Genomic DNA, 20,279 nt, shown 5'->3' with positions numbered 1-20,279 from the left:
AGCCTGGCGCTCATAACTTGTCGGTACGCGGGATGGCGGGCGCTGGTTCCACGGGGGAAGCGGCGCCCTGGCCAGAGCTCAGCCGAAGGTGTGGGTTCCACCGCCGACGCGGTGGGACGGGCCGCCCGGCAGCACGATCTCCGCCTCGGCGCCCTCGGGGATCGTGGCCTCGATGCGCAGCCCGGCGGTCGTGGTCTGCCAGGAGACCTCGATGCGACCCACGATTGAGTCGTAGGCGCCGCGGGCCCAGTCGATGCCCGGGCCCGGGGTGGGCTGGATCCGGATCCGGCGGTAGCCGGGCTCGGCGGGCCGGATCCCGAGCACCACCTGGTAGATCCAGTCGGCCACCGCGCCCAGGGCGTAGTGGTTGAAGCTCGTCATCTCCCCGGGGTTGATGGACCCGTCGGGGAGCATCGAGTCCCAGCGCTCCCAGATGGTGGTGGCGCCCATGGAGACCGGGTACAGCCAGGACGGGTTCTCCTCCTCGAGCAGCAGGCGGTACGCGTCCTCGATGTGCCCGGTCTCGGACAGCGCCCAGGTCACGAACGGGGTGCCCGCGAAGCCGGTGGAGACCCGGTATCCGGCCTCGCGGACCAGCTCGGCAAGGCGCGCGGCGGACTTCTCCCGGAGGGTCGGCTCGAGCAGGTCGAACGCGATGGCCAGGGCGTACACCGTCGCGCAGTCGGAGAGGATGCGACCGTCGGCCTGCACGTAGGCCGCCGTGAAGGCGCTGAGTGTGCGATCGGCGAGGTCCTGCCAGCGGCCGGCGTCGGCGTCCTCACCGAGGAGCCGCGCGGTCTCGGCGGCGAACCGGGCCGAGCGGACCAGGCAGGCGGTGGCGACGACACCCTGGTCGGCCTTGGCCGCGGCCGCGTCATGCGGCGGTGCGTCGGGGTCGAGCCAGTCACCGAACTGGAACCCGGTGTCCCACAGCCCGCTGGGGGACAGGGCGCGTTCGACGGACTCGAGGTGGAGCACCATGCCGGGGTACTGCGCGCGCAGCCGGTCGAGGTCGCCGTAGGCGTTCCACAGCGCTTCGGGCACCCAGACGGCGGCGTCACCCCAGATCGCGGTGGGGACCTCCGCGGGCGCCTGCTCGGCGAAGGGGTCCTCGCCGCCCTGGCGCAGCTTCAGCACGTCGGGGACCACGAAGGGCACGTAGTGCAGCGGCGGGAGGTTCGCCTCGGCCTGCACGTCGAGCAGCCAGTTGTGGAGGAAGTCGTTGACGTCGAACTGGTAGGCGGCGGTGGCGGCGTAGGCGGCGATGTCCCCGGTCCACCCGAGGCGCTCATCGCGCTGCGGGCAGTCGGTGGGGACGGCGAGGAAGTTGCCGCGCTGGCTCCAGATCGAGTTCTCCACCAGCTGGTTCACTCCCGGGTGGCCGGACTCGAACCAGCCCGTGCGACGGATGTCGGAGTGGACGACGACGGCCTCGAGGTCGTCAGCCGTGAGCTCTCCCGGCCAGCCGGTGATCTCCGCGTAGCGGAAGCCGTGGAAGGTGAGGGTCGGCTCGAAGGTCTCGCCCTCCGGGTCGCCCGCCAGGACGAGACGGTCGGTCGCCTTGGCGGCGCGCAGCGGACGGGTGCCCAGCTCGTCGTCCTCGAGCACCTCGGCGTGGCGGAGCGTGATCTCGGTGCCCTTCGGCCCGGTCACGGTGAACCGGAGCCAGCCCACCAGGTTCTGCCCGAAGTCGACGAGGGTCCGGCCGGAGGGCGAGGTCCAGATCTTCTCGGGGCGGCGTGACTCATGGCGGGTGATCAGCGGTGAGGACTGCTCGATGAGCGTCGAGCGATCGATCTCCGCGAGCTGGACCGGCCGCGGCGCACCGGGGGCGAGTCGCCGGTCCTCGTGCTGGCCGTCGTACAGGGTGGCGAAGGTGATCGCGGAGTCCGTCGCGGTCCAGCTCTCGTCCGTGACGATCTGCTGGACGGTGCCGTCCTCGAAGGTGATGGTCAGAGCGGCGAGGACGGCGTTGGTGTCGCCGTAGTTGGCCCTCGCGCCCTCGAAGCCGAAGTCCCCGTTCCACCAGCCGCGAGCGAGCAGGACGGACAGCTCGGTCTCCGTGCCGCCGGCGCGGACCTGTTCGGTGACGTCGAAGCGCTGCACCTGGAGGCGCGACTCGTAGACGGTCCAGCCCGGGTTCAGCACGGACTCCGTGGCGGGGGCGCCGTTGACGGTCGCCTCGTACACGCCATGAGCAGTGGCCAGCAGCTCGGCACGGGTTACGGCGTGCGGTGGCCGGTCCAGAGCGACCCGAGTGGTCAACCACGGCGCCCGCCCGTCCGCTCCCGTCGCGGAGATCGCGCGCGCGTCGGCGAGCGCTGTCGTCACGGCGTCGCTGCTCGTGGTCATGGGGGTCACCTCTCGGTCGAGACCTGCGGACATGTCGATGTGCACAGCCGGGGCCCGATCCGGGACCCGGCCGGCGACGGCATCTGACGCGGTCCATGGGCGACGGCAGCGGCGCGCGGACGACCGGCTGTCCGCAGCCGTCCACCGGTTATGAAACGACTCAGGGACGCTTCGACGAGGCTAGCAATGCGTCCTTCGACCGACAACCCCGGGACGTCCGCCGGCGCCCGCGACGCCGCTCCCCGTGCTCGGGGCTGTCCGGCGGGCGCGCCGACTCTGCGCCGGAAGGCCTTGACTCGTTTCAACGGCGGTGCCTACACTCCGGGACCTCGAGGGTCACGGCCTGGTCGGGCGACGCCCAGCGCGACGAGCTCACGCGCGCCGCCCGGGACGCCCACCGGGAGGTGGGGCCCGGTCTCCAGCGCCGCGGTGATCGAGGAAGCAGCGGGGCTTCTCGGGTGAGACCGGCGCGATACAGTCTCGACGTCACGGTTCCAGGGCGCGCCCTCGGGGCTGATCCGGACGAGCCGAGGAGCGTGGGGGAGTGCCCGAAGGGCGTCTGGTCAGCATGAAGGACGTCGCCCGTCACGCGGGCGTCTCGGTCGGCACCGTCTCCAATGTCCTGAACCGTCCTGACATCGTCTCCCCGGACCGGCGCGAGCGCGTCGAGGCGGTGATCCAGGAGCTCGGGTACGTCCGCAACGATGCCGCCCGGCAGCTGAAGCTGGGGCGCTCCCGCACCGTCGGCGCGATCGTGCTGGACTCCGGGAACCCGTTCTACGGGCAGCTCGTCGGTGGCATCGAGGCGGCCGCGGAGGGCTCCTCGCTTGCCGTGATCGCGGGCAGCACTCGTCACCGGGAGCAGCGTGAGCGGCTCTATCTCTCGCTGTTCGAGGAGCAGCGGGTGCGGGGCATCCTGCTGGCCTCCACCGGCGGCACCCGCGATCTGGTCGAGGGCATCCGACGGCGCGGCACGCCGGTGGTGCTGGTGGAGAGCGCGCGCAACGCCAACGGCGGCTCCTCGGTGAGCGTGGACGACGTCGCCGGCGGGGAGATCGCGGTGCGCCACCTCGCGGCGCTGGGGCGCCGACGGATCGGCGTGGTCGCCGCCCGGCAGGATCTGCGACAGGTCGCGGACCGCCTGCACGGCGCGCGGAGCGCCGCCGCCGAGGCCGGCATCGAGATCGAGGTGCTCGAGGCCGACGACCTCAGCGTGCTCGCCGGGCGCACCGCCGGGGAGGGCCTGGTCGCGCGCCCGCGTCCCGACCGCCCCGATGCCGTCTTCTGCGTCAACGACCTGCTCGCCGTCGGGGTGCTGCAGGCCTTCGCCTTCCGCCACCAGATCGCGGTGCCGGAGGAGATCGCCCTGGTCGGCTACGACGACATCGCCTTCGCGCGCTCCACGGTGGTGCCGCTGACCTCGGTCTCGCAGCCGGCGGACCTGATGGGGCGCACGGCGCTCGCGCTGCTCGAGGAGGAGATCGCCGACCCCGACGCCAGCCCCCGGCATGTCAGCTTCACCCCGAGGCTGGTGGAGCGGGCCTCGACGACGGGCTGAAGACCTCCGGCTCGACGCTCGCGCGGACCAGGTCGCGCAGCGCCCCGGGACGGGCGGGCACCGCGGCCGGCGTGCGCGTCTGCAGCGCGATGGAGCAGAAACCAGTCGCTTCCATCGGACCGGCCACTACTGCCTCGGGGCCGTCTTCCTGCCGGCCGGCCCGTTGTCCTTCGATGTTCGAGGTCGGGCGGGACTGGTCACGGCGAATTCAGTCACGGGCTCATCGGGTGGTTGGGCGGTGTGTGCCGCACCGCCACCACCGGGCCGCGGGCTCTCGCCCGCATCCCACTGCCCTCATCGGCCCTGACGGCGGTCGGATTCGCGATGCCGCGGCAGCAGTCGCTGCAGCTGGGTGACGTGACTCGGCTCCAGCTCATCGAGGGTGTGCACGCCGAGCAGCTTCATGGTCCGCACGATCTGTTCGGAAAGGATCTGGATCGTGCGGTCCACGCCGTGCCGGCCGCCCGCCATGAGGCCGTACAGGTATGCGCGGCCGATCAGGGTGAACCGCGCGCCGTGGGCCACGGCGGCAACGATGTCCGCGCCGTGCATGATGCCGGTGTCGATGCCGATCTCGGTGTCGGCGCCGACCTCGCGAGCGACCGAGGGCAGCAGGTGGAAGGGAACCGGCGCACGGTCGAGCTGCCGCCCGCCGTGGTTGGACAGGATGATCCCGTCCACTCCGAGGTCGGCGAAGGTCTTCGCGTCCTCGAGGGTCTGGACGCCCTTGACCACGAGCTTGCCCGGCCACATGGCACGGATGATCTCGAGATCGTCGAAGCTGATCGTCGGATCCATCGCCGAGTCCAGCAGTTCGCCGACCGTGCCGCCTGTCGAGGACAGCGAGGCGAACTCGAGCGTCGGGGTCGTCAGGAAGTCGAACCACCACCAGGGGCGGGGAATCGCATCGAGCACGGTCCGGGCCGTCAACTGGGGCGGGATGGAGAAGCCGTTGCGGGTGTCGCGCAGTCGCGCACCGGCCACTGGCGTGTCGACAGTGAACTGCAAGGTGTCGAAGCCGGCGGTCGCGGCACGCTCGACGAGGTCATAGGAGATCTCTCGCTTCCGCATCACGTACAGCTGGAACCACTTCCGGCCGCGGGGCGCCGCCGCCGCGACATCCTCGATCGAGGTGGTGCCGAGCGTCGACAGCGTGAACGGAATCCCCGCGTCCTGGGCAGCGGCCGCTCCGGCGGCCTCGCCCTCGGTCTGCATGAGCCGGGTGAAACCGGTCGGCGCAATGGCGAAGGGCATGGCGCTGGGACCGCCGAGAACCTCACGGGAGGTGTCGACGTCGGAGACATCCCGCAGCACAGCGGGATTGAACTCCACATCGGCGAACGCCTGCCGGGCACGGGCGAGAGAGAGTTCCGACTCGGCGGCTCCGTCGGTGTAGTCGAAGGCCGCACGTGGCGTGCGACGTTTCGCGACCGCTCGTAGGTCCTCGATCGTCAGGGCGGCGTCGAGCCGGCGCCTGCGGGCGTTGAGATCGGGAACCTTGAACTGCATCAGACCGAGCAGTTCGTGAGGATTGGGAAGTTGTCGTCTCATCAGGTGGAAGCTTTCGGGTGTCGGCTCGTGAAGGCACGGGCGAGGAGCAGTGGCAGGTGGGGACGGCAGAGACGGCGTCGCCGTGACGCCTCATCCGGTCGTGCGCCGGGACGTGCTCGGGCTGAACCTCGTAAGCTCCACGCTCGCGCGGACCAGCGCCCGGATGGTCCCGGTCTCCTCAGCGATGGCGCCGAGGGAACGGGACTGCAGGGCTACGTTGCCGAGGGCCGTGGCCTCCATCGGGCCGGCGACCACCTCGATCCCGAGGGCATCGGCCGTGAGCTGATTCAGCAGGGCATTGCGGCTGCCGCCGCCCACCACATGCAGGCGCTGCGGCAGCGGCGCCCCGGCGAGACGGCAGGCGGTGTGCAGTTCCTCGCGGTACGCCTCGGCGAGCGATTCGAGGATGCAGCGCACCAGTTCCGCGGGCGTGCGGGGAACCCCGCCTCGGCTGGTCAGCGGCCGAGCTGCCGCGGTCACACGGTCGGCCATCCGGCCGGGGGCGAGGAACTTCGGGTCGGTGGGATCGATCCGGTAGAGGTCACCCCGCGCGGCCTCGGCGGCCGCCAGCAGATCCGCCAGGTCGATGCTCGCACCGTCCTCCTCCCACTGTCGGATCGACTCGCTGACCAGCCACATCCCCGCCACGTTCTTGAGGAAGCGGATCGTGCCGTCCACCCCGCCCTCATTGGTGAACCCCGCTCGCCGGGCGTCCTCCGCGACCACGGGGTCGGTAAGTTCGAGACCGATGAGGGACCAGGTGCCCGAGGAGATGTACGCGACCGGGCCGGCATCCTCGGCAGGAACCGCGAGCACCGCCGAGGCGGTGTCATGGGAGCCGACGGCGAGCACCGGCACCTCTCCGATGCCCAGCTGGATCCCGAGCTCAGGGCGGACTGTGCCGAGCTGTTCGCCCGGTGTGATCAGGGGCGCCAGCAGCTCGCGCTGCACCCCTGCCGCGGCCAGGATCTCCGCTGCCCAGCCGTCTCCCTTCGCCGTGAGCATGCCGGTGGTGGAGGCGTTGGTCAGCTCGGTGCGCCGGCGTCCGGTGAGCAGGTACCCGATGAGGTCCGGGACCATCAGCAGCGTGCTGCCGGTGGGAAGATCCGCCAGCCGCTCGTCCACAGCCAGCTGGTAGAGGGTGTTGAAAGGCTGCTGCGCGATGCCGGTCAGAGTGAACTGGCGCTCGCGGGGGAGGCGCTGGGCGACGGCGTCGGCCGCTCCCTCGGTACGGCTGTCGCGATAGGCGATCACCTCGTCGAACCGCTCTCCGGTGCCCGGCACCGCGGTGCCGCCGCTGTCGAGCAGATCGGGTCCGACCAGCGCATAGTCCACTGCCCAGGAATCCACCCCGATCGAGGAGAGGCCACCGAGGCCTCGCACCACGGCGAGGTCGTGGGCACCCGAGAGACCCTGCCGGATCTCTGCCCACAGAGCATCCATGTCCCAGCACAGGCGACCATCGCGGTCGATGAGCCGGTTCTCGAAGCGGTGCGCCTGGATCAACTCGATCCGGCCGTGCTCGACCACCCCGAGCATCACGCGACCCGAGGTGGCACCAAGGTCGATCGCGGCGACGGCGTGCGGCGACCTGGTCGATCCGCTCATCGCAGGAACGCGGCCGCGACCCCGGCGTCGACCGGGACGTGCAGGCCGGTGGTGTGCGAGAGGTCCCCGGCGGTCAGGGCGAACACCGCGTTCGCGACGTTCTCCGGCAGCACCTCGCGCTTGAGCAGGGTGCGCTGGGCGTAGAACGCGCCCAGGTCCTCCTCCTCGACGCCGTAGACCTTCGCCCGGGACGCGCCCCAGCCGCCGGCGAAGATGCCGGAGCCGCGCACCACCCCGTCGGGGTTGATGCCGTTGACGCGGATCTGGTGGCCGCCGAGCTCTGCCGCCAGCAGCCGCACCTGGTGGGCCTGGTCGGCCTTGGTCGCCGAGTAGGCGATGTTGTTGGGGCCGGCGAACACGGAGTTCTTCGAGGAGATGTAGATGATGTCCCCGCCCATGGCCTGGTCGATCATCACCCGCGCCGTCTCCCGGGAGACCAGGAAGGAGCCGCGCGCCATGACGTCGTGCTGCAGGTCCCAGTCCTTCGCGGTGGTCTCCAGCAGCGGCTTCGAGAGCGACAGCCCTGCATTGTTGACGATGAGGTCGAGCCCGCCGAAGGCGAGCACCGCCTCGGCGACGGCCGCGACCACGGCGTCCTCGTCGGAGACGTCGGCCCGCAGGGCGACGGCCCGGTCCGGGCCGCCCAGCTCCTCGGCGGTGGCCTGGGCGCCCTCGAGGTTCAGGTCGGCGATGACCACGCAGGCCCCCTCCGCGACCAGCCGCTGCGCGGTGGCCTTGCCGATCCCGGAGCCGCCCCCGGTCACCAGCGCCACCCGGGTCGCGAGCGGCTTGGGCTGCGGCTTGCGCCGGAGCTTGGCCTCCTCGAGGGCCCAGTACTCGATGCGGAACTTCTCGGACTCGTCGATGGGGGAGTAGGTGGAGACGGACTCCGCGCCGCGCATCACGTTGATGGCGTTGACGTAGAACTCCCCGGCCACCCGGGCGGTCTGCTTGTCGGCCCCGAAGGAGAACATGCCCACCCCCGGGACCAGCACGATCGCCGGGTCGGCGCCGCGCATGGCGGGGGAGTCCGCCGCGGCGTGGCGCTCGTAGTAGGCGGTGTAGTCGGCCCGGTAGGTCTCGTGCAGCTCCTTCAGCCGCTCCACCGAGTCCTCGATCGAGGCGTCGGCCGGCAGGTCGAGCACGAGGGGCTTGACCTTGGTGCGCAGGAAGTGGTCCGGGCAGGAGGTGCCCAGCTCCGCGAGCGGGCCGAGCTTCTCGGAGGCGAGGAACTCGTGCACCGCCTCGGTGTCCGTCCAGTGCCCGACCATCGGGGCATCGGTCGAGGCCAGGCCCCGGATCACCGGGAACAGGGACGAGGCCTTCGCGCGTCGCTGCGCCTCCGGCAGCGCCGCGCGGGCGGGATCGTGCGCGCCGAAGGGCGCGGCCGAGCCCTGGCGCTCGAGGTAGGCGGTCGCCTCGTGGATGATCCGCAGCGAGTTGGCCCGGGCCTCCTCGGACGTCTGCCCCCAGGCGGTGATGCCGTGCCCGCCCAGGATGCAGCCGATCGCCTGGGGGTTCTGCTGCTGGATGGCGGCGATGTCCAGGCCCAGCTGGAAGCCGGGACGGCGCCACGGCACCCACGCCACGGCGTCGCCGAAGCAGTCCCGGGTCAGCTCCTCCCCGTCGGCCGCGGTCGCCAGGGCGATCCCGGCATCCGGGTGCAGATGGTCCACGTGCGCGGCGTCCACCAGGGCGTGCATGGCGGTGTCGATCGAGGGGGCGGCCCCGCCCTTGCCGTGCAGGCAGTAGTCGAAGGCCGCGACCATCTCGTCCTCGCGCTCGAGGCCCGGGTACACGTCCCGCAGGGCGCGCACACGGTCCAGGCGCAGCACCGCCAGGCCCTTCTCCTCCAGGGTGCCGAGGTCGCCGCCGGAGCCCTTGACCCACAGCAGCTCGGTGGCCTCCCCGGTGACGGGGTCGGTGTCGGTGCCCTTGGCGGAGGTGTTGCCGCCGGCGTAGTTCGTGTACCGCGGATCGGAGCCCAGCTCGTTCGAGCGGGCCAGCAGGGCGTCGATCGTCTCGCGGGCGGTGGTCGTTCCGGTCATGCTCAGGCTCCCCATCCCATCTGGTTCCCGCCGACGCGCTCGGCGGCGACCTTCTCCTCGTAGCCGCTGGCGCGGAACGCCTCGAAGGGGTCCGCGGGCAGGCCGTTCTCCTCGCGCAGCGCCGCCAGCGCGGGCCGCACGTCGGTCCAGAAGGCGTCCATCAGCAGGCCGTGGGCGCCCAGCACGTCGTTGCGCTCCTGCGCCTGCGCCAGTGCCTCCCGGTCCACCAGCAGGGCCTTGGCGAGGGTCTCCTGCACGTTGAGGACGGAGCGTATCTGGCCCTGGATCTTCGACTCGAGGTTGTGGCACTGGTCGAGCATGAAGTTCACCCCGGAGGAGGGGCGGTGGGCGTCCTGCTGCACGATCTCGAAGAGGATCCGGAACAGCTGGAACGGATCCGCCGCGCCGACGATGAGGTCGTCGTCGGCGTAGTTGCGGGAGTTGAAGTCGAAGGCGCCGAGGCGGTTCTGCCGCAGCAGCTGGGCGACGATGAACTCGATGTTGGTGCCCGGGGCGTGGTGGCCGGTGTCCAGCACCACCAGCGCCTTCTCGCCGAGGGCGAGGCAGTGCAGCAGGCTGGTGCCCCAGTCCGGGACGTCGGTGTGGTAGAACGCCGGCTCGAAGAACTTGTACTCCAGCACCAGGCGCTCGTCGTCCTCGAGGCCGAGGTAGATCTCCGAGAGGGACTCGGCCAGGCGGTCCTGGCGGGCGCGGATCGAGTCCTGGCCGGCGTAGTTGGTGCCGTCGGCGAGCCAGATCTTCAGCTCCTTGGAGCCGGTGGCGCGCATGACGTCGAGGCATTCGAGGTGATGGTCGATCGCCCGACGACGCACGGTCTTGTCGCCGGCGGTCAGCGAGCCGAACTTGTACTCGTCGTCCTGGAACGTGTTGGAGTTGATCATGCCGATCGTCACGCCCTGGTCGGCGGCGAAGTCGCGCAGCGCGCCGAAGTCCTCGACCCGGTCCCAGGGGTAGTGCAGGGACACCCGCGGGGCGGCGCCGGTGTAGGCATGGGTCTGGGCGGCGTCGGCGATCTTCTCGAAGGGATCGCGCGGGGTGCCGGGGGTGCCGAACACCTTGAAGCGGGTGCCGGAGTTGCCGTAGCCCCAGCTGGGGACCTCGATCGTGAACTCCTGGAGGTCGCGGGCGACCTCGGCGGGGAGGGTCTGCGGAACGCTGGGCGTCATCATTGATCTTCCTCTGGGCTTGAAACGACTCAAGCGGCAACCTAGCATTCCCCGTGGTCGACGACAACCGCCGGCCACCGCCCTTCGCGGACATGCTGCGAACGGCGCGCTGCGCTCGATGAGGAGACCCGATGACGAGCCCTGACCTCGATCAGCTGCTGGCCACCACCCCGGCGCGGAGTCCGGGCAGATGCTGCTTCCTGCTGCAGGTGCGGCTCGAGAAGCTCCCCGAGTACGTCGCCGCGCACCAGGAGGTCTGGGAGGAGATGCGCGAGGCCCTCAGCGACGCGGGATGGCGCAACTACTCGCTGTTCCTGCGGCGCGAGGACGGCATGGTGGTCGGCTACTTCGAGGCCGACGACGCCGAGGCCGCGCAGGAGGCGATCGCCCGGGCCGCGATCTCCCCGCGCTGGGAGGCGGCCATGAGCGAGTACTTCGCCCCCGGCGGCGGCGAGAAGCAGGTCCTCGAGCAGTACTTCCACCTGCCCTGAGCCATGGCCGCGCGACCTGCGTCGGGGAAGTCCCCGGCGCCGGTCACCGGCACCATCCCTCACTGCCGACCCGACGGGAGCCCACCTCGTGACCACAGCACAGACCGACCCCACCCCGGCCGCGCCGGGCGGCCCCCGCACCCCCTCGGTGCGCGGATGGAAGGCCACCATCGCGGTGTCCATGTCCAACTACATCGAAGCCGGTTCGATCATCGCCCTGGCCACCAGCCTGACCCTGTGGCAGGAGCACTTCGGCTTCTCCAACTGGGCCGTCGGCCTGGTGGCGGCGCTGTCCGCCAATGCCTTCGGCGCGGCCGTCGGCGCGATGATCGGCGGGCCGCTCGGGGACCGCTACGGCCGCAAGTTCATCTACACCTACGACCTCATCCTCTACATGGTCGGCACGCTGCTGGTGGTCTTCGCCGCCCAGGCCTGGATGCTCGTGCTGGGCGTCGTCCTCACCGGCATCGCGGTCGGCGCCGGCGTCCCCGTCGCCTGGACCTACATCGCCGAACAGGCACCGCACGCGCGGCGTGCCCGTCACGTGGGCACCGCCCAGCTGGCCTGGTCGCTCGGTCCGGCGGTCGTGTTCGCCATCGCCACCGCCCTGGTCCCGCTCGGACTGCTGGGATCGCGCCTGATCTTCGCCCACCTCTTCGTGGTCGCCTTCATCACCTGGTGGGTGCGCCGGGGCCTGGCGGAGTCGGACATCTGGACCGACCAGAAGAAGAAGCGCGACGACGCGGCGGCCCGCGGCGAGACGGTCCGCCACCGGGGCCTGACGGAGATGCTCTCGCACCCGAAGAACATCACCGCCCTGCTGTTCCTGATCGGCGTCTACGCCCTGTGGAACACCGTGGCCGGGCAGATGGGCATCTTCATGCCGCGCGTCTACGAGACCGCCGGCGTGGCCAGTGCGACCAGCCAGAACCTGCTGCAGGTGCTGCTGTGGACGATGACCGTGGTCGCGACCTACTTCGGCTTCATGCTGCTGGGCGACCGGGTGGATCGTCGCCTGCTCTACGGCATCGGCGCCGCGCTCGGCATCATCGCCTGGGTGCTGCTGGTCTTCGCCCATGTCACCACGCCCCTGCTGATCCTCTTCGCCGTCCTGTGGGGCGTCTCGGCCGGCATCGGGGCCCAGGCGTTCTACGCCCTGTGGACTGCGGAGATGTTCGCGACCCCCTACCGGGCCAGCGCCCAGGGCCTGATCTTCTTCGTCGCCCGGATCATGGTCGGCCTGCTCAGCTACTTCTTCCCGACCCTGCTCGCCACCCAGGGGGTGCCGTTCGTCGGCATGATCATGATCGGCCTGCTGGTCGCCGCGATGCTCATCGGCGTGATCGGTGCTCCGGACACCCGCGGCAAGACCCTCGAGCAGATCGAACGCGAGCGCTACGGCGCCACGGTGTGAGCGGCGCTACCGCCCCGCTCGCGCCTCTGCTGCACTGAATCCGCCCTCTCACCCCTGCGATCCCGAGGAGACCCATGACCAGCACCGCCGCGCAGCCCGAGGTGGCGCCGTCGCCACCGCGCACGATGCTCGAGCGCATGGCCCGGCTGGGCCGGGCGGTGAGCTGGGAGGACGTCAGCGACCGCGCCGAGGCCGAGTGGACCGCCCCCTACGGCACCGCCGAGCGCTGGGACCTGCGGATCGAGAACCGCGATGCACCCGGCCCGCACGGCCCGGTCCCGCTGCGGATCTACACCCCGCTCGCCCCCGCGGACGCGCCCCGCCCCGTGCTGGTGTTCTGCCACGGCGGCTCCTTCCAGCACGGCGACCTCGACATGCCCGAGGGCGACCGCACCGCCCGCGGGGTGGCCGGCCGCGCGGACGCGGTGGTGGTCTCGGTGGACTACCGCCTGTGCGACGAGCCCGCCGGCGGCAGCCCCGCCGGTCGGATCCGGGGCACGGCCCCCGACCTGGCCGTGCACGCCCCGATTCCCTGCAACGACGTCATCGCCGCCGTCGACTGGACCCGCGCCTCGGCCGAGGAGCTCGGCATCGACCCCGAGCGCCTGGCCCTGGGCGGGGCGAGCGCGGGCGGCAACCTCGCGGCCGCCGCGTCGCTGCGCCTGGCCGAGGCCGGCCGCGCCCCGGCGGCGTCGGTCCTGATGTACCTGGTGGCGCACCCGCTGAACCCGGAGGCAACCGAGGAGGAGGCGGCGGCTCTCGCCGAGCTTCCGGAGCTGCTGCGCTTCACCCCCGAGAAGATGCGCAGGATGAGCGAGGCCTACCTCGGCGGTCCGCTCGAGGGGGCGACCGCCCACGAGTTCCCCGGCCTCGCCGCCCCTGCGCAGCTCGCCGCGCTGCCGCGCACCTACATCGAGGCCGACGAGTACGACGACCTGCGCACCAGCGCCCGCCGGTACGCCGAGCAGCTGGCCGAGGCCGGCGTCGAGGTCGAGTACGCGGTGCGCCGCGGGGTCACCCACGGCCACCTCAACAAGATCGGCCTGCCGCAGGCGGCCGCGTCCATGGACCGCATCGCCCGACTTCTCCAGGAGCTCTGAACCATGCAGCACGGCATCCTCACCGGCCACGCCGAGGCGCCCGCCGCCCGCGCCGCCGGGGCCGACTACGTCGAGCCGACGATCGTCGGGAACCTGCTGGTCCAGGACGAGAGCGGGGACTGGGCCCCCGCCCCCGGCATCGAGACCTGGGAGCCGGCCCCGTCCTTCGCGGTGCTGTGCCCACCGCAGCTGCGCCTCTCCGATCCGGCGGCCCCGACCGGCCCCCTTGAGGAGTACCTGCGCATCGCGCTGGCCGCCGCCGCCCGCTGCGCGCGCCCCGGAGCGACCATCGTGCTGGGCAGCGGCGCCGCCCGCCGCACCCCGCCGGGCGTCGACCCCGCCGCCGCTCGCGCCCGGTTCGCGCAGAGCGTGCGCCTGGCCCGGGATGTGGCCGCGGAGCACGGCCTCGAGGCGATCCTCGAACCCCTGCACCGCGGGGAGACCGATCAGGTGAACACCCTCGCCGAGGCGATCGCCTTCCTCGACGAGCACGGCCTGGGCGAGATGCGGGTGGTCGCGGACCTGTTCCACGTGATGCGCGAGGACGAGAGCCTCGAGGTGGTGCGCCGGCACGCCGGCCGCGTGGCCCACGCCCACGTCGCCGACACCGACCGTCGGCCGCCCGGGCAGGGCGACTGGCCGCTGGGCCCGTTCCTCACCGCCCTGCGCGAGGGCGGGTACACCGGCCGCGTCTCGATCGAATGCCACTGGCAGGACCTGGCCCAGGAGGCATCGGCAGCGCTCGCCGCGGTGCGGGAGGCCGACATCGCCGCCCCGTCCGCACCGCGCGCAGCGGTGGTCAACGCCAACGGCGGCTGGTGCTGGTTCCAGGACGAGCGCGCCCTGGTGGACCCGACCTCGGGCCGCCTGCTGCTGGGCTCGGTCGCCTCGACCGCGGGAGCGGACGGAGGCCGCCGCGGCGGCGACGTCGACCTGACGATCGTGGACCTCGAGCGTCTCGGCGCCGGTGCGACGGACGGCATCGACCCCGCGGCCCGCACGCTCACCCTGCACGAGCGCCTCGAGTCCGATGATCACGACAACCCCGCCCTGTGGCGACGGGCCGACGGCCGCTGGCTCGCCGTCTACAGCCGCCACAAGAGCGACGACCTCACCCGCTGGCGCCTCAGCGAGGTCGACGACCCCACCCGCTGGGGCCCCGAGCAGGCCTTCGACTGGACGGACCGGTTCGACTCCCCGGAGCAGGCCCGTGAGCTCGGCGCGGGACGCGGCGTGACCTACCAGAACCTCCACCAGCTCGACGGGGTGCTGTACTGCTTCGTCCGCGCGATCAACGACGACCCCTGCTACCTGGTCTCCCACGACGACGGCGCCAGCTGGCAGTTCGGCGGGCGCCTGCTGACCCGCGAGAAGGTCGGCTACGTCAATGGCTACGCCCGCTACGCCTCCGGCGCCCGCTTCGGCACCGACGACCGGATCGACCTGATCATCACCGAGCACCACCCGCGCGATTTCGGCACCTCGATCTGGCACGGCTACCTCGCGGCCGGTCACCTGCACCGGGCAGACGGCACCTCGGTGGGGCAGCTGGGCCGGGACCTCGAGCAGCCGACGCCCCGCGCCGAGGACCTCACCCAGGTGCTCGCCAGCGGCTCGGTGATCGACGACGCGGTGCTCACCCATGCCTGGACCACCGACCTGCGCCGCTTCGCCGACGGCACCCTGGTGGCGCTGATGACCGCGCGGGCCGACGACACCCACGGCACCGGCGCCGACGGCGCGCCGGCCGGCCCGATCGACCACCGCTTCCTGCGGGCCGTGCTGCCTCCGGGGGAGGGGACGTGGCAGGTGCGCGAGCTCGCCGCAGCCGGTCCCCAGCTGCTGCCGCATGAGGAGGACTACACGGGCCTGGCCACGATCGACCCGGAGGACCCTGATGCGCTGTTCCTCTCCACCGTCGTGGATCCCCGCGACGCCGCAGCGCTGGCCCATCACGAGATCTTCCACGGCCGCACCCGGGACGGCGGGGAGAGCTGGGAGTGGGTGGCGGTCACCGAGAACTCGTCGGTCGACAACGTCCGCCCCATCGCGGTGCCGGGGGACCCGTCACGCTCCGTGCTGACCTGGTACCGCGGCACCATGACCTCCTCCCAGGCCTATGACGCCGAGGTGGTGGTGCGCGTCCGGGCGCGGTGAGCCCCGATCCGTCGGCGCGGCCCGCGTTCGCCCCCTACAGTGCACCTATGGCATCACTGCAGGGCGCGAAGGACGGCGCCGGACACGTCGAGGACACCGCCGAGAAGGTCGCCGAGCATCCGGTCTTCGAGAACATCGCGCGCGGCGGGTTCGTGATGAGCGGTCTCGTCCACGTGCTGATCGGGGTGATCGCCCTGCGCCTCGCCCTCGGCGGCTCCGGCCAGGAGGCCGATCAGGGCGGCGCCCTGCAGGCCGTCGCGTCGGCGCCGGGCGGCAGCATCCTGCTGTGGGGCGGCGGGGTCGCCATGGCGATGCTGACGATCTGGTACGTGGCGGAGGCCTGGTTCGGTGCGAAGTGGACGCGCCAGGGCTCCGAGAAGGCCAAGCACGTGGTCAAGAGTCTCGGCAAGGCCGTCGTCTATGCCGCGCTCGCGGTGACCGCCCTGCGCTTCGCGGCCGGCGGGAGCAGCGACTCCGGTGAACAGACCTCCCAGCTCACCGCCGGGCTGATGGGCAGTCCCGGAGGGCGCGTGCTGGTCGTCGCGGTGGGTCTGGTGGTGCTCGTCATCGGCGGCTACCACGTGTACACGGGGGCGAGCCGCGGCTTCGAGGACGATCTGCGCCTGCCCCGCGGCGAGACGATGGGAACGGCGATCGCCGTGACCGGGGTGGTCGGGTACATCGCCAAGGGCATCGCGCTGATCATCGTCGGCCTCATGTTCGGCTGGGCCGCCCTGACCGCCGATCCCGAGAAGGCCAGCGGCCTGGACGGGGCGCTGAAGACCCTGGCCTCGCTGCCGGCCGGCTCGGTGCTGCTGGGCGTGGTGGGGGCGGGAGTCATCCTCTACGGCGTCTACGCGGTGCTGCGCTCGCGCTACGCGCCAATGTGACCGCCCGGTTGCGGGATGATGGTGCTCGGCGTCACTCCCGGACGACCTCTCGACCCCACCATGTCTCGACCCCCGACAAGGATGTCCCATGACCGAGCGCTCCCCGCACCCGCAGTCCGTCGCCGTCGCCCCGGATTCCGAGGGCGCCGGTGAGATGGCCCGTCGCCTGCCCCTGATCGGTGAGGCGAACAACTGGGACGCGATGAGCGAGCAGGACCGCGAGGTCTGGGACGCGCCCTACGGCCCTCCCGAGGAGTGGTCGCTGGTCATCGAGAACCATGAGGCCCCGGGCCCGCACGGCCCCGTGCCGGTGCGCGTCTACACGCCGCACGACGCGCCCTCGGGACCGCGTCCCTGCCTGGTGTGGTGCCACGGTGGCGGGTTCATGCACGGCGACCTGGACATGCCCGAGGCCGACCATGTCGCGCGCGGGGTCGCGGGCCGGGCCGGTGCGGTCGTCGTCTCCGTCGACTATCGCCTGTGCGACTCCCCCGCGGAGCTGGGTGCCGCCCCGGCGCGCGCCTTCCCCGGCGGGCCGACGGCGGTGCACGCCCCGATCCCGCTGGACGACGTGTGCGCGGCGGTGGCCTGGACCCGGCAGCACGCCGAGGAGCTCGGCATCGATCCCGGCCGCCTCGCCCTCGGCGGAGCCAGCGCGGGCGGCAACCTCGCCGCTGCGGCCTCCCTGCGCCTGGCCGAGGAGGGCGCGCCGCCCGCCGCGTCCGTGCTGCTCTACCCGGTCGCGCATCCGCTGCCGCTCGAGGCCACCGCGGAGGAGGCCGAGGCGCTCGCCATGACGCCGCGGCCGCTGCGGTTCTCCGCCGAGACGATGCAGGCGATGTCCGCGAACTACACCGGGCGGGACCTCGCCGAGGCCGGACCCTACGAGTTCCCGGGCCTCGCCCCCGCGGAGCAGCTGGCCGTGCTGCCGCGCACCTACATCGAGGCCGACGAGCACGACGACCTGCGCATCAGTGCCCGCCGGTACGCCGAGCAGCTGCGCGAGGCCGGGGTGGACGTCGAGTACGCGGTGCGCCGCGGCGTCGCCCACGGCCACCTCAACCGGGTCGGTCTCGCCGAGGCCCGCGACTCGATGGACCGGATCGGACAGCTCGTCAGCGAGCTGTGAGCCGGCGGCCCCGGCGCCGCCGGTCCGCTTAGCCCCGACCGTGCTCGCCGGGCTCGTACCGCAGCAGCGCCGCGCCGTGCGGGGCGATCTCGAGGTCGATGGCGGTCGAGCCCGGGGCGACCCCGCGGGCGGCGTCGGACTGCTCGGCGACCGGCCGCGTGGGCACCGCGGCCCCCGTCCACAGCTCCGTCATCGCGCCGTCCAGCGCGGCCGGGAGGCCGACGTCCTGTGCGTCCAGGGCGAGGGACAGCGGGGCCTCGCCGGTGTTGAAGGCGGCGATATAGCGCACGCCGGTCGCGTCGGCGCCCGCCGCACCGCCTTCCCCGTCGACCTCTGCGGCGGCCGCCTCGCCGGTGTGGGCGGTCCACAGGATCAGCGGGTCCTCGCGGAACACCTCCCGGGCGCCGCGGCCCTCGCGGTGCACGGCGAGCACGTCGGCGTTCGCGAGCAGGGCGATGGTCTCGGGGTCCGAGCTGGGCAGGTCGCCGCCCACCATCAGCGGCGAGCGCGCGATCACCCACAGGGTCAGCAGGGTGCGGCGCTCGTCGGGGGTGAGCAGGTCATGGCGGGGCTCGCCGCGCTCGGCGCGGATCCCGATCCGGCCCAGCGGCAGCATGTCGCCGTCGGGCCAGCCCTCCGGACCGGCGTGCGGGGCCCAGCGGGCGAAGCGCGCGAAGTTCGCCTCGACGTCCTCCCACCGGTCCCAGAGGTCGTCGCAGATCCGCCACATGGTGGCGTGCTCGCGCAGATGGTCCAGGCGGGTCAGGGACAGGTCGCGGCCCGGGGACAGGCTCAGCTGCATGGGGCGTCCGCAGCCCTCGATCGCCGCGGAGAACGCCTCGATCTCGGCGGCCTGATAGGGCCACAGCATGTCGTCGACCTTGAGGAAGTCCACGCCCCAGGAGGCGTACAGCGCCAGCACCGACTCGTAGTAGGCCCCCGCGCCGGGCACCGAGTGGTCGATGCCGACCATGTGGGGGTTCCACTCGCAGGCGTTGCCCGCATCGGCGATGTCGGCGGCGTGCAGGGGGCTGCCGGCGATCGGGCTGTTCGCCGTGACCGCCCGGCGGGGGATCCCGCGCATCACGTGGATGCCGAACCGCAGGCCGAGGGCGTGGATCTGCTCGGCCAGGGGCGCGAAGCCGGCGCCGTCCGCGGCGCTGGGGAAGCGGCCCGGATCCGGCAGCAGCCGTCCGTGGCCGTCCATCTCCAGCGGGGCGTCCTGGTTGTAGCCGTGGGCGCGGGCCGAGGGATCGGACCAGTCGATGTCCACCACCACCGTGTCCCAGCCCAGGGGTGCCAGGTGCTCGGCGAGGAAGCGGGCGTTGGCCAGCACCTCCGCCTCGGTGACGGTGGTGCCGAAGCTGTCCCAGCTGTTCCAGCCCATCGGCGGGCGGGGTGCGGTGGTCATCGGGTGGTCACTCTCCGAGCAGTCGGTCGACGTAGGCATTGGTGAACTTCCGTCCCGGATCCAGCCGGTCGCGCAGGGCGAGGAACTCGGGCAGGCGGGGGTACTGCGCGCGCACGGTCTCGGGAGCGGTGGTGAAGACCTTGCCCCAGTGCGGGCGCGGCGCGAAGGGCGCGAGGCGCTCCTCGATCTCGGGCAGCAGCGCGTCCACCTCGGCGGGCAGCTGCTTCCAGGTGAAGTGCACGCAGGCGCTGTCGCGCTGATAGGCGGGGGAGAGCCAGAGCTCGTCGGCCGCGACCGTGCGGATCTCGGAGGCGTGCAGCAGCGGCCGGATCCGCTCGCCCAGCGGCATCACCGCCGCCACCGCCTCGCCCAGGTGCTCCCGGGCCACGAAGTACTCCGACTGGATCTCCTCGCCGTTGCTCGGGGTGAACTCGAGGCGGAAGTGCGGCAGCCGCTCGTGGGAGGGCCCCTCCTGACCGGTCTGGTCCGTGCAGAAGTCCGCGGGCATCCCCGGCAGCGGGTGCACCGCGGCGACGGCGCGCCGCCCTCCGAACCACTCCTCGGGCAGCGGCTCGTCACTTCCCACCGCCTGCTTCACCCAGGCCTGCGCCACGTGCCCGTCCCAGTGGTGGAACAAACTCACGCTGTAGCCGCCGGCGAGCATGCCCAGCAGGTCCGCGCCGTTCATCGCCTCGGCAGGGAAGTCGAGGTGGACGCTCTGGCGCATCGCGAAGGCCGGCACCAGGTCGAGGGTCAGATGCGTGACCACGCCGAGCGCCCCGAGGGACAGCACCACCCCGCCGAAGATCTCCGGATCCTGCTCCCGGTCGAGGGTGAGCAGGTCGCCGGTGGCGGTGACCAGCTCGATCGCCCGCACCGAGTTCGCCAGCGACCGGAGCCGGTCGCCCGAGCCATGGGTGCCGGTCGCACTCGCCCCGCCCACCGAGATGTGGGGCAGGGAGCCCATGTTCGCCAGGGCGAGGCCGACCTCCGCCGCGGCCACGGCGAGCTCGCCGTAGCGCACCCCGGCCCCGACCCGCACGGTGCGCGCCGCGGTGTCGAACTCCAGGTCCGGGGGCAGGTCGGCGAGGCTGACCAGGGCGGCGTCGCTCGCAGCGACGGTGGAGAACGAGTGCCGGGTGCCCAGCGCTCGGATCCGGGCGCTGGAGCCCACCAGTGCGCGCAGCTGATCGACCGACGACGGGACGTGCAGCGGACCGGGCCCGTAGTCCACGGTGCCGGACCAGCTGCGCCCTGGCCGCGAGAGCGCCGGGCCGGGGGAGGCGGGGGTGATGGTCATGGCTCCAGCTCCAGGGGTGCGGCCAGGTGTGGGCTGCGTGGTCGGGGACGACGGCAGCTCGGGGGGGGATGCCGGGGCGAGGG

14 protein-coding genes are annotated in these 20,279 nt (G+C 72.4%); 7 read left to right on the top strand and 7 right to left on the bottom strand.

What is annotated here, in order from left to right:
* Nucleotides 1-78: 78 nt before the first annotated feature.
* Nucleotides 79-2,352 carry a family 78 glycoside hydrolase catalytic domain gene (locus ACOJUI_RS15695; protein ID WP_422115860.1) on the bottom strand — a complete coding sequence of 758 codons (2,274 nt, stop codon included), beginning with the start codon at nucleotides 2,350-2,352 and terminating at the stop codon, nucleotides 79-81.
* A 544-nt stretch (nucleotides 2,353-2,896) separates the two neighbouring features.
* Here ACOJUI_RS15695 and ACOJUI_RS15690 point away from each other — a divergent pair.
* Nucleotides 2,897-3,910, top strand: a complete 1,014-nt coding sequence (locus ACOJUI_RS15690; protein WP_422115859.1) for a LacI family DNA-binding transcriptional regulator — start codon at nucleotides 2,897-2,899, stop codon at nucleotides 3,908-3,910.
* A 294-nt stretch (nucleotides 3,911-4,204) separates the two neighbouring features.
* On the opposite strand, the gene ACOJUI_RS15685 is transcribed toward ACOJUI_RS15690, so the two are convergent.
* From ACOJUI_RS15685 to rhaI, 4 genes are all read right to left on the bottom strand, one after another.
* Nucleotides 4,205-5,464: an alpha-hydroxy acid oxidase gene (locus tag ACOJUI_RS15685; RefSeq protein ID WP_422117686.1), complete on the bottom strand. Its 1,260-nt coding sequence runs from the start codon at nucleotides 5,462-5,464 to the stop codon at nucleotides 4,205-4,207.
* An 87-nt stretch (nucleotides 5,465-5,551) separates the two neighbouring features.
* Nucleotides 5,552-7,069, bottom strand: coding sequence for a rhamnulokinase (locus ACOJUI_RS15680; RefSeq protein WP_422115858.1), 1,518 nt, complete (start codon nucleotides 7,067-7,069; stop codon nucleotides 5,552-5,554).
* Nucleotides 7,066-9,117 carry a bifunctional aldolase/short-chain dehydrogenase gene (locus tag ACOJUI_RS15675; protein ID WP_422115857.1) on the bottom strand — a complete coding sequence of 684 codons (2,052 nt, stop codon included), beginning with the start codon at nucleotides 9,115-9,117 and terminating at the stop codon, nucleotides 7,066-7,068. Before ACOJUI_RS15675 ends, ACOJUI_RS15680 begins: the two co-directional genes overlap by 4 nt.
* 2 nt (nucleotides 9,118-9,119) lie before the next feature.
* Entirely contained in the window at nucleotides 9,120-10,304 is a 1,185-nt protein-coding gene (rhaI, locus tag ACOJUI_RS15670; protein WP_422115856.1) for an L-rhamnose isomerase, read from the bottom strand.
* A 131-nt stretch (nucleotides 10,305-10,435) separates the two neighbouring features.
* On the opposite strand from rhaI, the gene ACOJUI_RS15665 reads away from it, so the two are divergent.
* The 6 genes from ACOJUI_RS15665 to ACOJUI_RS15640 all read left to right on the top strand — a co-directional run bounded on the left by ACOJUI_RS15665 (nucleotide 10,436) and on the right by ACOJUI_RS15640 (nucleotide 17,485).
* Nucleotides 10,436-10,795, top strand: a complete 360-nt coding sequence (locus ACOJUI_RS15665; RefSeq protein WP_422115855.1) for an L-rhamnose mutarotase — start codon at nucleotides 10,436-10,438, stop codon at nucleotides 10,793-10,795.
* Nucleotides 10,796-10,976: 181 nt separating this feature from the next.
* On the top strand, nucleotides 10,977-12,209 hold the full coding sequence (locus tag ACOJUI_RS15660) for an MFS transporter (RefSeq protein WP_422117685.1): 1,233 nt from the start codon (nucleotides 10,977-10,979) through the stop codon (nucleotides 12,207-12,209).
* Between the two features lie 74 nt (nucleotides 12,210-12,283).
* The gene (locus ACOJUI_RS15655; RefSeq protein ID WP_422115854.1) at nucleotides 12,284-13,309 is read left to right on the top strand and encodes an alpha/beta hydrolase; all 1,026 of its coding nucleotides are present in this window, start codon (nucleotides 12,284-12,286) and stop codon (nucleotides 13,307-13,309) included.
* A gap of 3 nt (nucleotides 13,310-13,312) precedes the next feature.
* The gene (locus tag ACOJUI_RS15650; protein ID WP_422115853.1) at nucleotides 13,313-15,466 is read left to right on the top strand and encodes a sugar phosphate isomerase/epimerase family protein; all 2,154 of its coding nucleotides are present in this window, start codon (nucleotides 13,313-13,315) and stop codon (nucleotides 15,464-15,466) included.
* A 47-nt stretch (nucleotides 15,467-15,513) separates the two neighbouring features.
* Nucleotides 15,514-16,356 carry a DUF1206 domain-containing protein gene (locus tag ACOJUI_RS15645; RefSeq protein WP_422115852.1) on the top strand — a complete coding sequence of 281 codons (843 nt, stop codon included), beginning with the start codon at nucleotides 15,514-15,516 and terminating at the stop codon, nucleotides 16,354-16,356.
* Between the two features lie 88 nt (nucleotides 16,357-16,444).
* Complete coding sequence (locus tag ACOJUI_RS15640; RefSeq protein ID WP_422115851.1) at nucleotides 16,445-17,485, top strand: alpha/beta hydrolase; 1,041 nt, start codon at nucleotides 16,445-16,447, stop codon at nucleotides 17,483-17,485.
* A gap of 28 nt (nucleotides 17,486-17,513) precedes the next feature.
* On the opposite strand, the gene ACOJUI_RS15635 is transcribed toward ACOJUI_RS15640, so the two are convergent.
* The gene (locus tag ACOJUI_RS15635) at nucleotides 17,514-18,896 is read right to left on the bottom strand and encodes a glycoside hydrolase family 27 protein (RefSeq protein ID WP_422115850.1); all 1,383 of its coding nucleotides are present in this window, start codon (nucleotides 18,894-18,896) and stop codon (nucleotides 17,514-17,516) included.
* Between the two features lie 7 nt (nucleotides 18,897-18,903).
* A complete protein-coding gene (locus tag ACOJUI_RS15630; RefSeq protein WP_422115849.1) occupies nucleotides 18,904-20,196 on the bottom strand; it encodes a D-arabinono-1,4-lactone oxidase in 1,293 nt (430 codons plus the stop codon).
* Nucleotides 20,197-20,279: the final 83 nt, after the last annotated feature.

It is taken from the genome of Brachybacterium sp. UNK5269 (genome assembly GCF_049266655.1).
In the GTDB taxonomy this organism is placed as follows: domain Bacteria; phylum Actinomycetota; class Actinomycetes; order Actinomycetales; family Dermabacteraceae; genus Brachybacterium.
This window is presented reverse-complemented; position numbering and strand designations above follow the sequence as displayed.

Bases quoted from the DNA above. Each gene is read 5' to 3' on its own strand.
- ACOJUI_RS15695 (WP_422115860.1), bottom strand. From the start codon at position 2,352: ATGACCACGAGCAGCGACGCCGTGACGACAGCGCTCGCCGACGCGCGC.
- ACOJUI_RS15680 (WP_422115858.1), bottom strand. From the start codon at position 7,069: ATGAGCGGATCGACCAGGTCGCCGCACGCCGTCGCCGCGATCGACCTT.
- ACOJUI_RS15675 (WP_422115857.1), bottom strand. From the start codon at position 9,117: ATGACCGGAACGACCACCGCCCGCGAGACGATCGACGCCCTGCTGGCC.
- rhaI (WP_422115856.1), bottom strand. From the start codon at position 10,304: ATGACGCCCAGCGTTCCGCAGACCCTCCCCGCCGAGGTCGCCCGCGAC.
- ACOJUI_RS15665 (WP_422115855.1), top strand. From the start codon at position 10,436: ATGACGAGCCCTGACCTCGATCAGCTGCTGGCCACCACCCCGGCGCGG.
- ACOJUI_RS15660 (WP_422117685.1), top strand. From the start codon at position 10,977: ATGTCCAACTACATCGAAGCCGGTTCGATCATCGCCCTGGCCACCAGC.
- ACOJUI_RS15655 (WP_422115854.1), top strand. From the start codon at position 12,284: ATGACCAGCACCGCCGCGCAGCCCGAGGTGGCGCCGTCGCCACCGCGC.
- ACOJUI_RS15650 (WP_422115853.1), top strand. From the start codon at position 13,313: ATGCAGCACGGCATCCTCACCGGCCACGCCGAGGCGCCCGCCGCCCGC.
- ACOJUI_RS15645 (WP_422115852.1), top strand. From the start codon at position 15,514: ATGGCATCACTGCAGGGCGCGAAGGACGGCGCCGGACACGTCGAGGAC.
- ACOJUI_RS15640 (WP_422115851.1), top strand. From the start codon at position 16,445: ATGACCGAGCGCTCCCCGCACCCGCAGTCCGTCGCCGTCGCCCCGGAT.
- ACOJUI_RS15635 (WP_422115850.1), bottom strand. From the start codon at position 18,896: ATGACCACCGCACCCCGCCCGCCGATGGGCTGGAACAGCTGGGACAGC.
- ACOJUI_RS15630 (WP_422115849.1), bottom strand. From the start codon at position 20,196: ATGACCATCACCCCCGCCTCCCCCGGCCCGGCGCTCTCGCGGCCAGGG.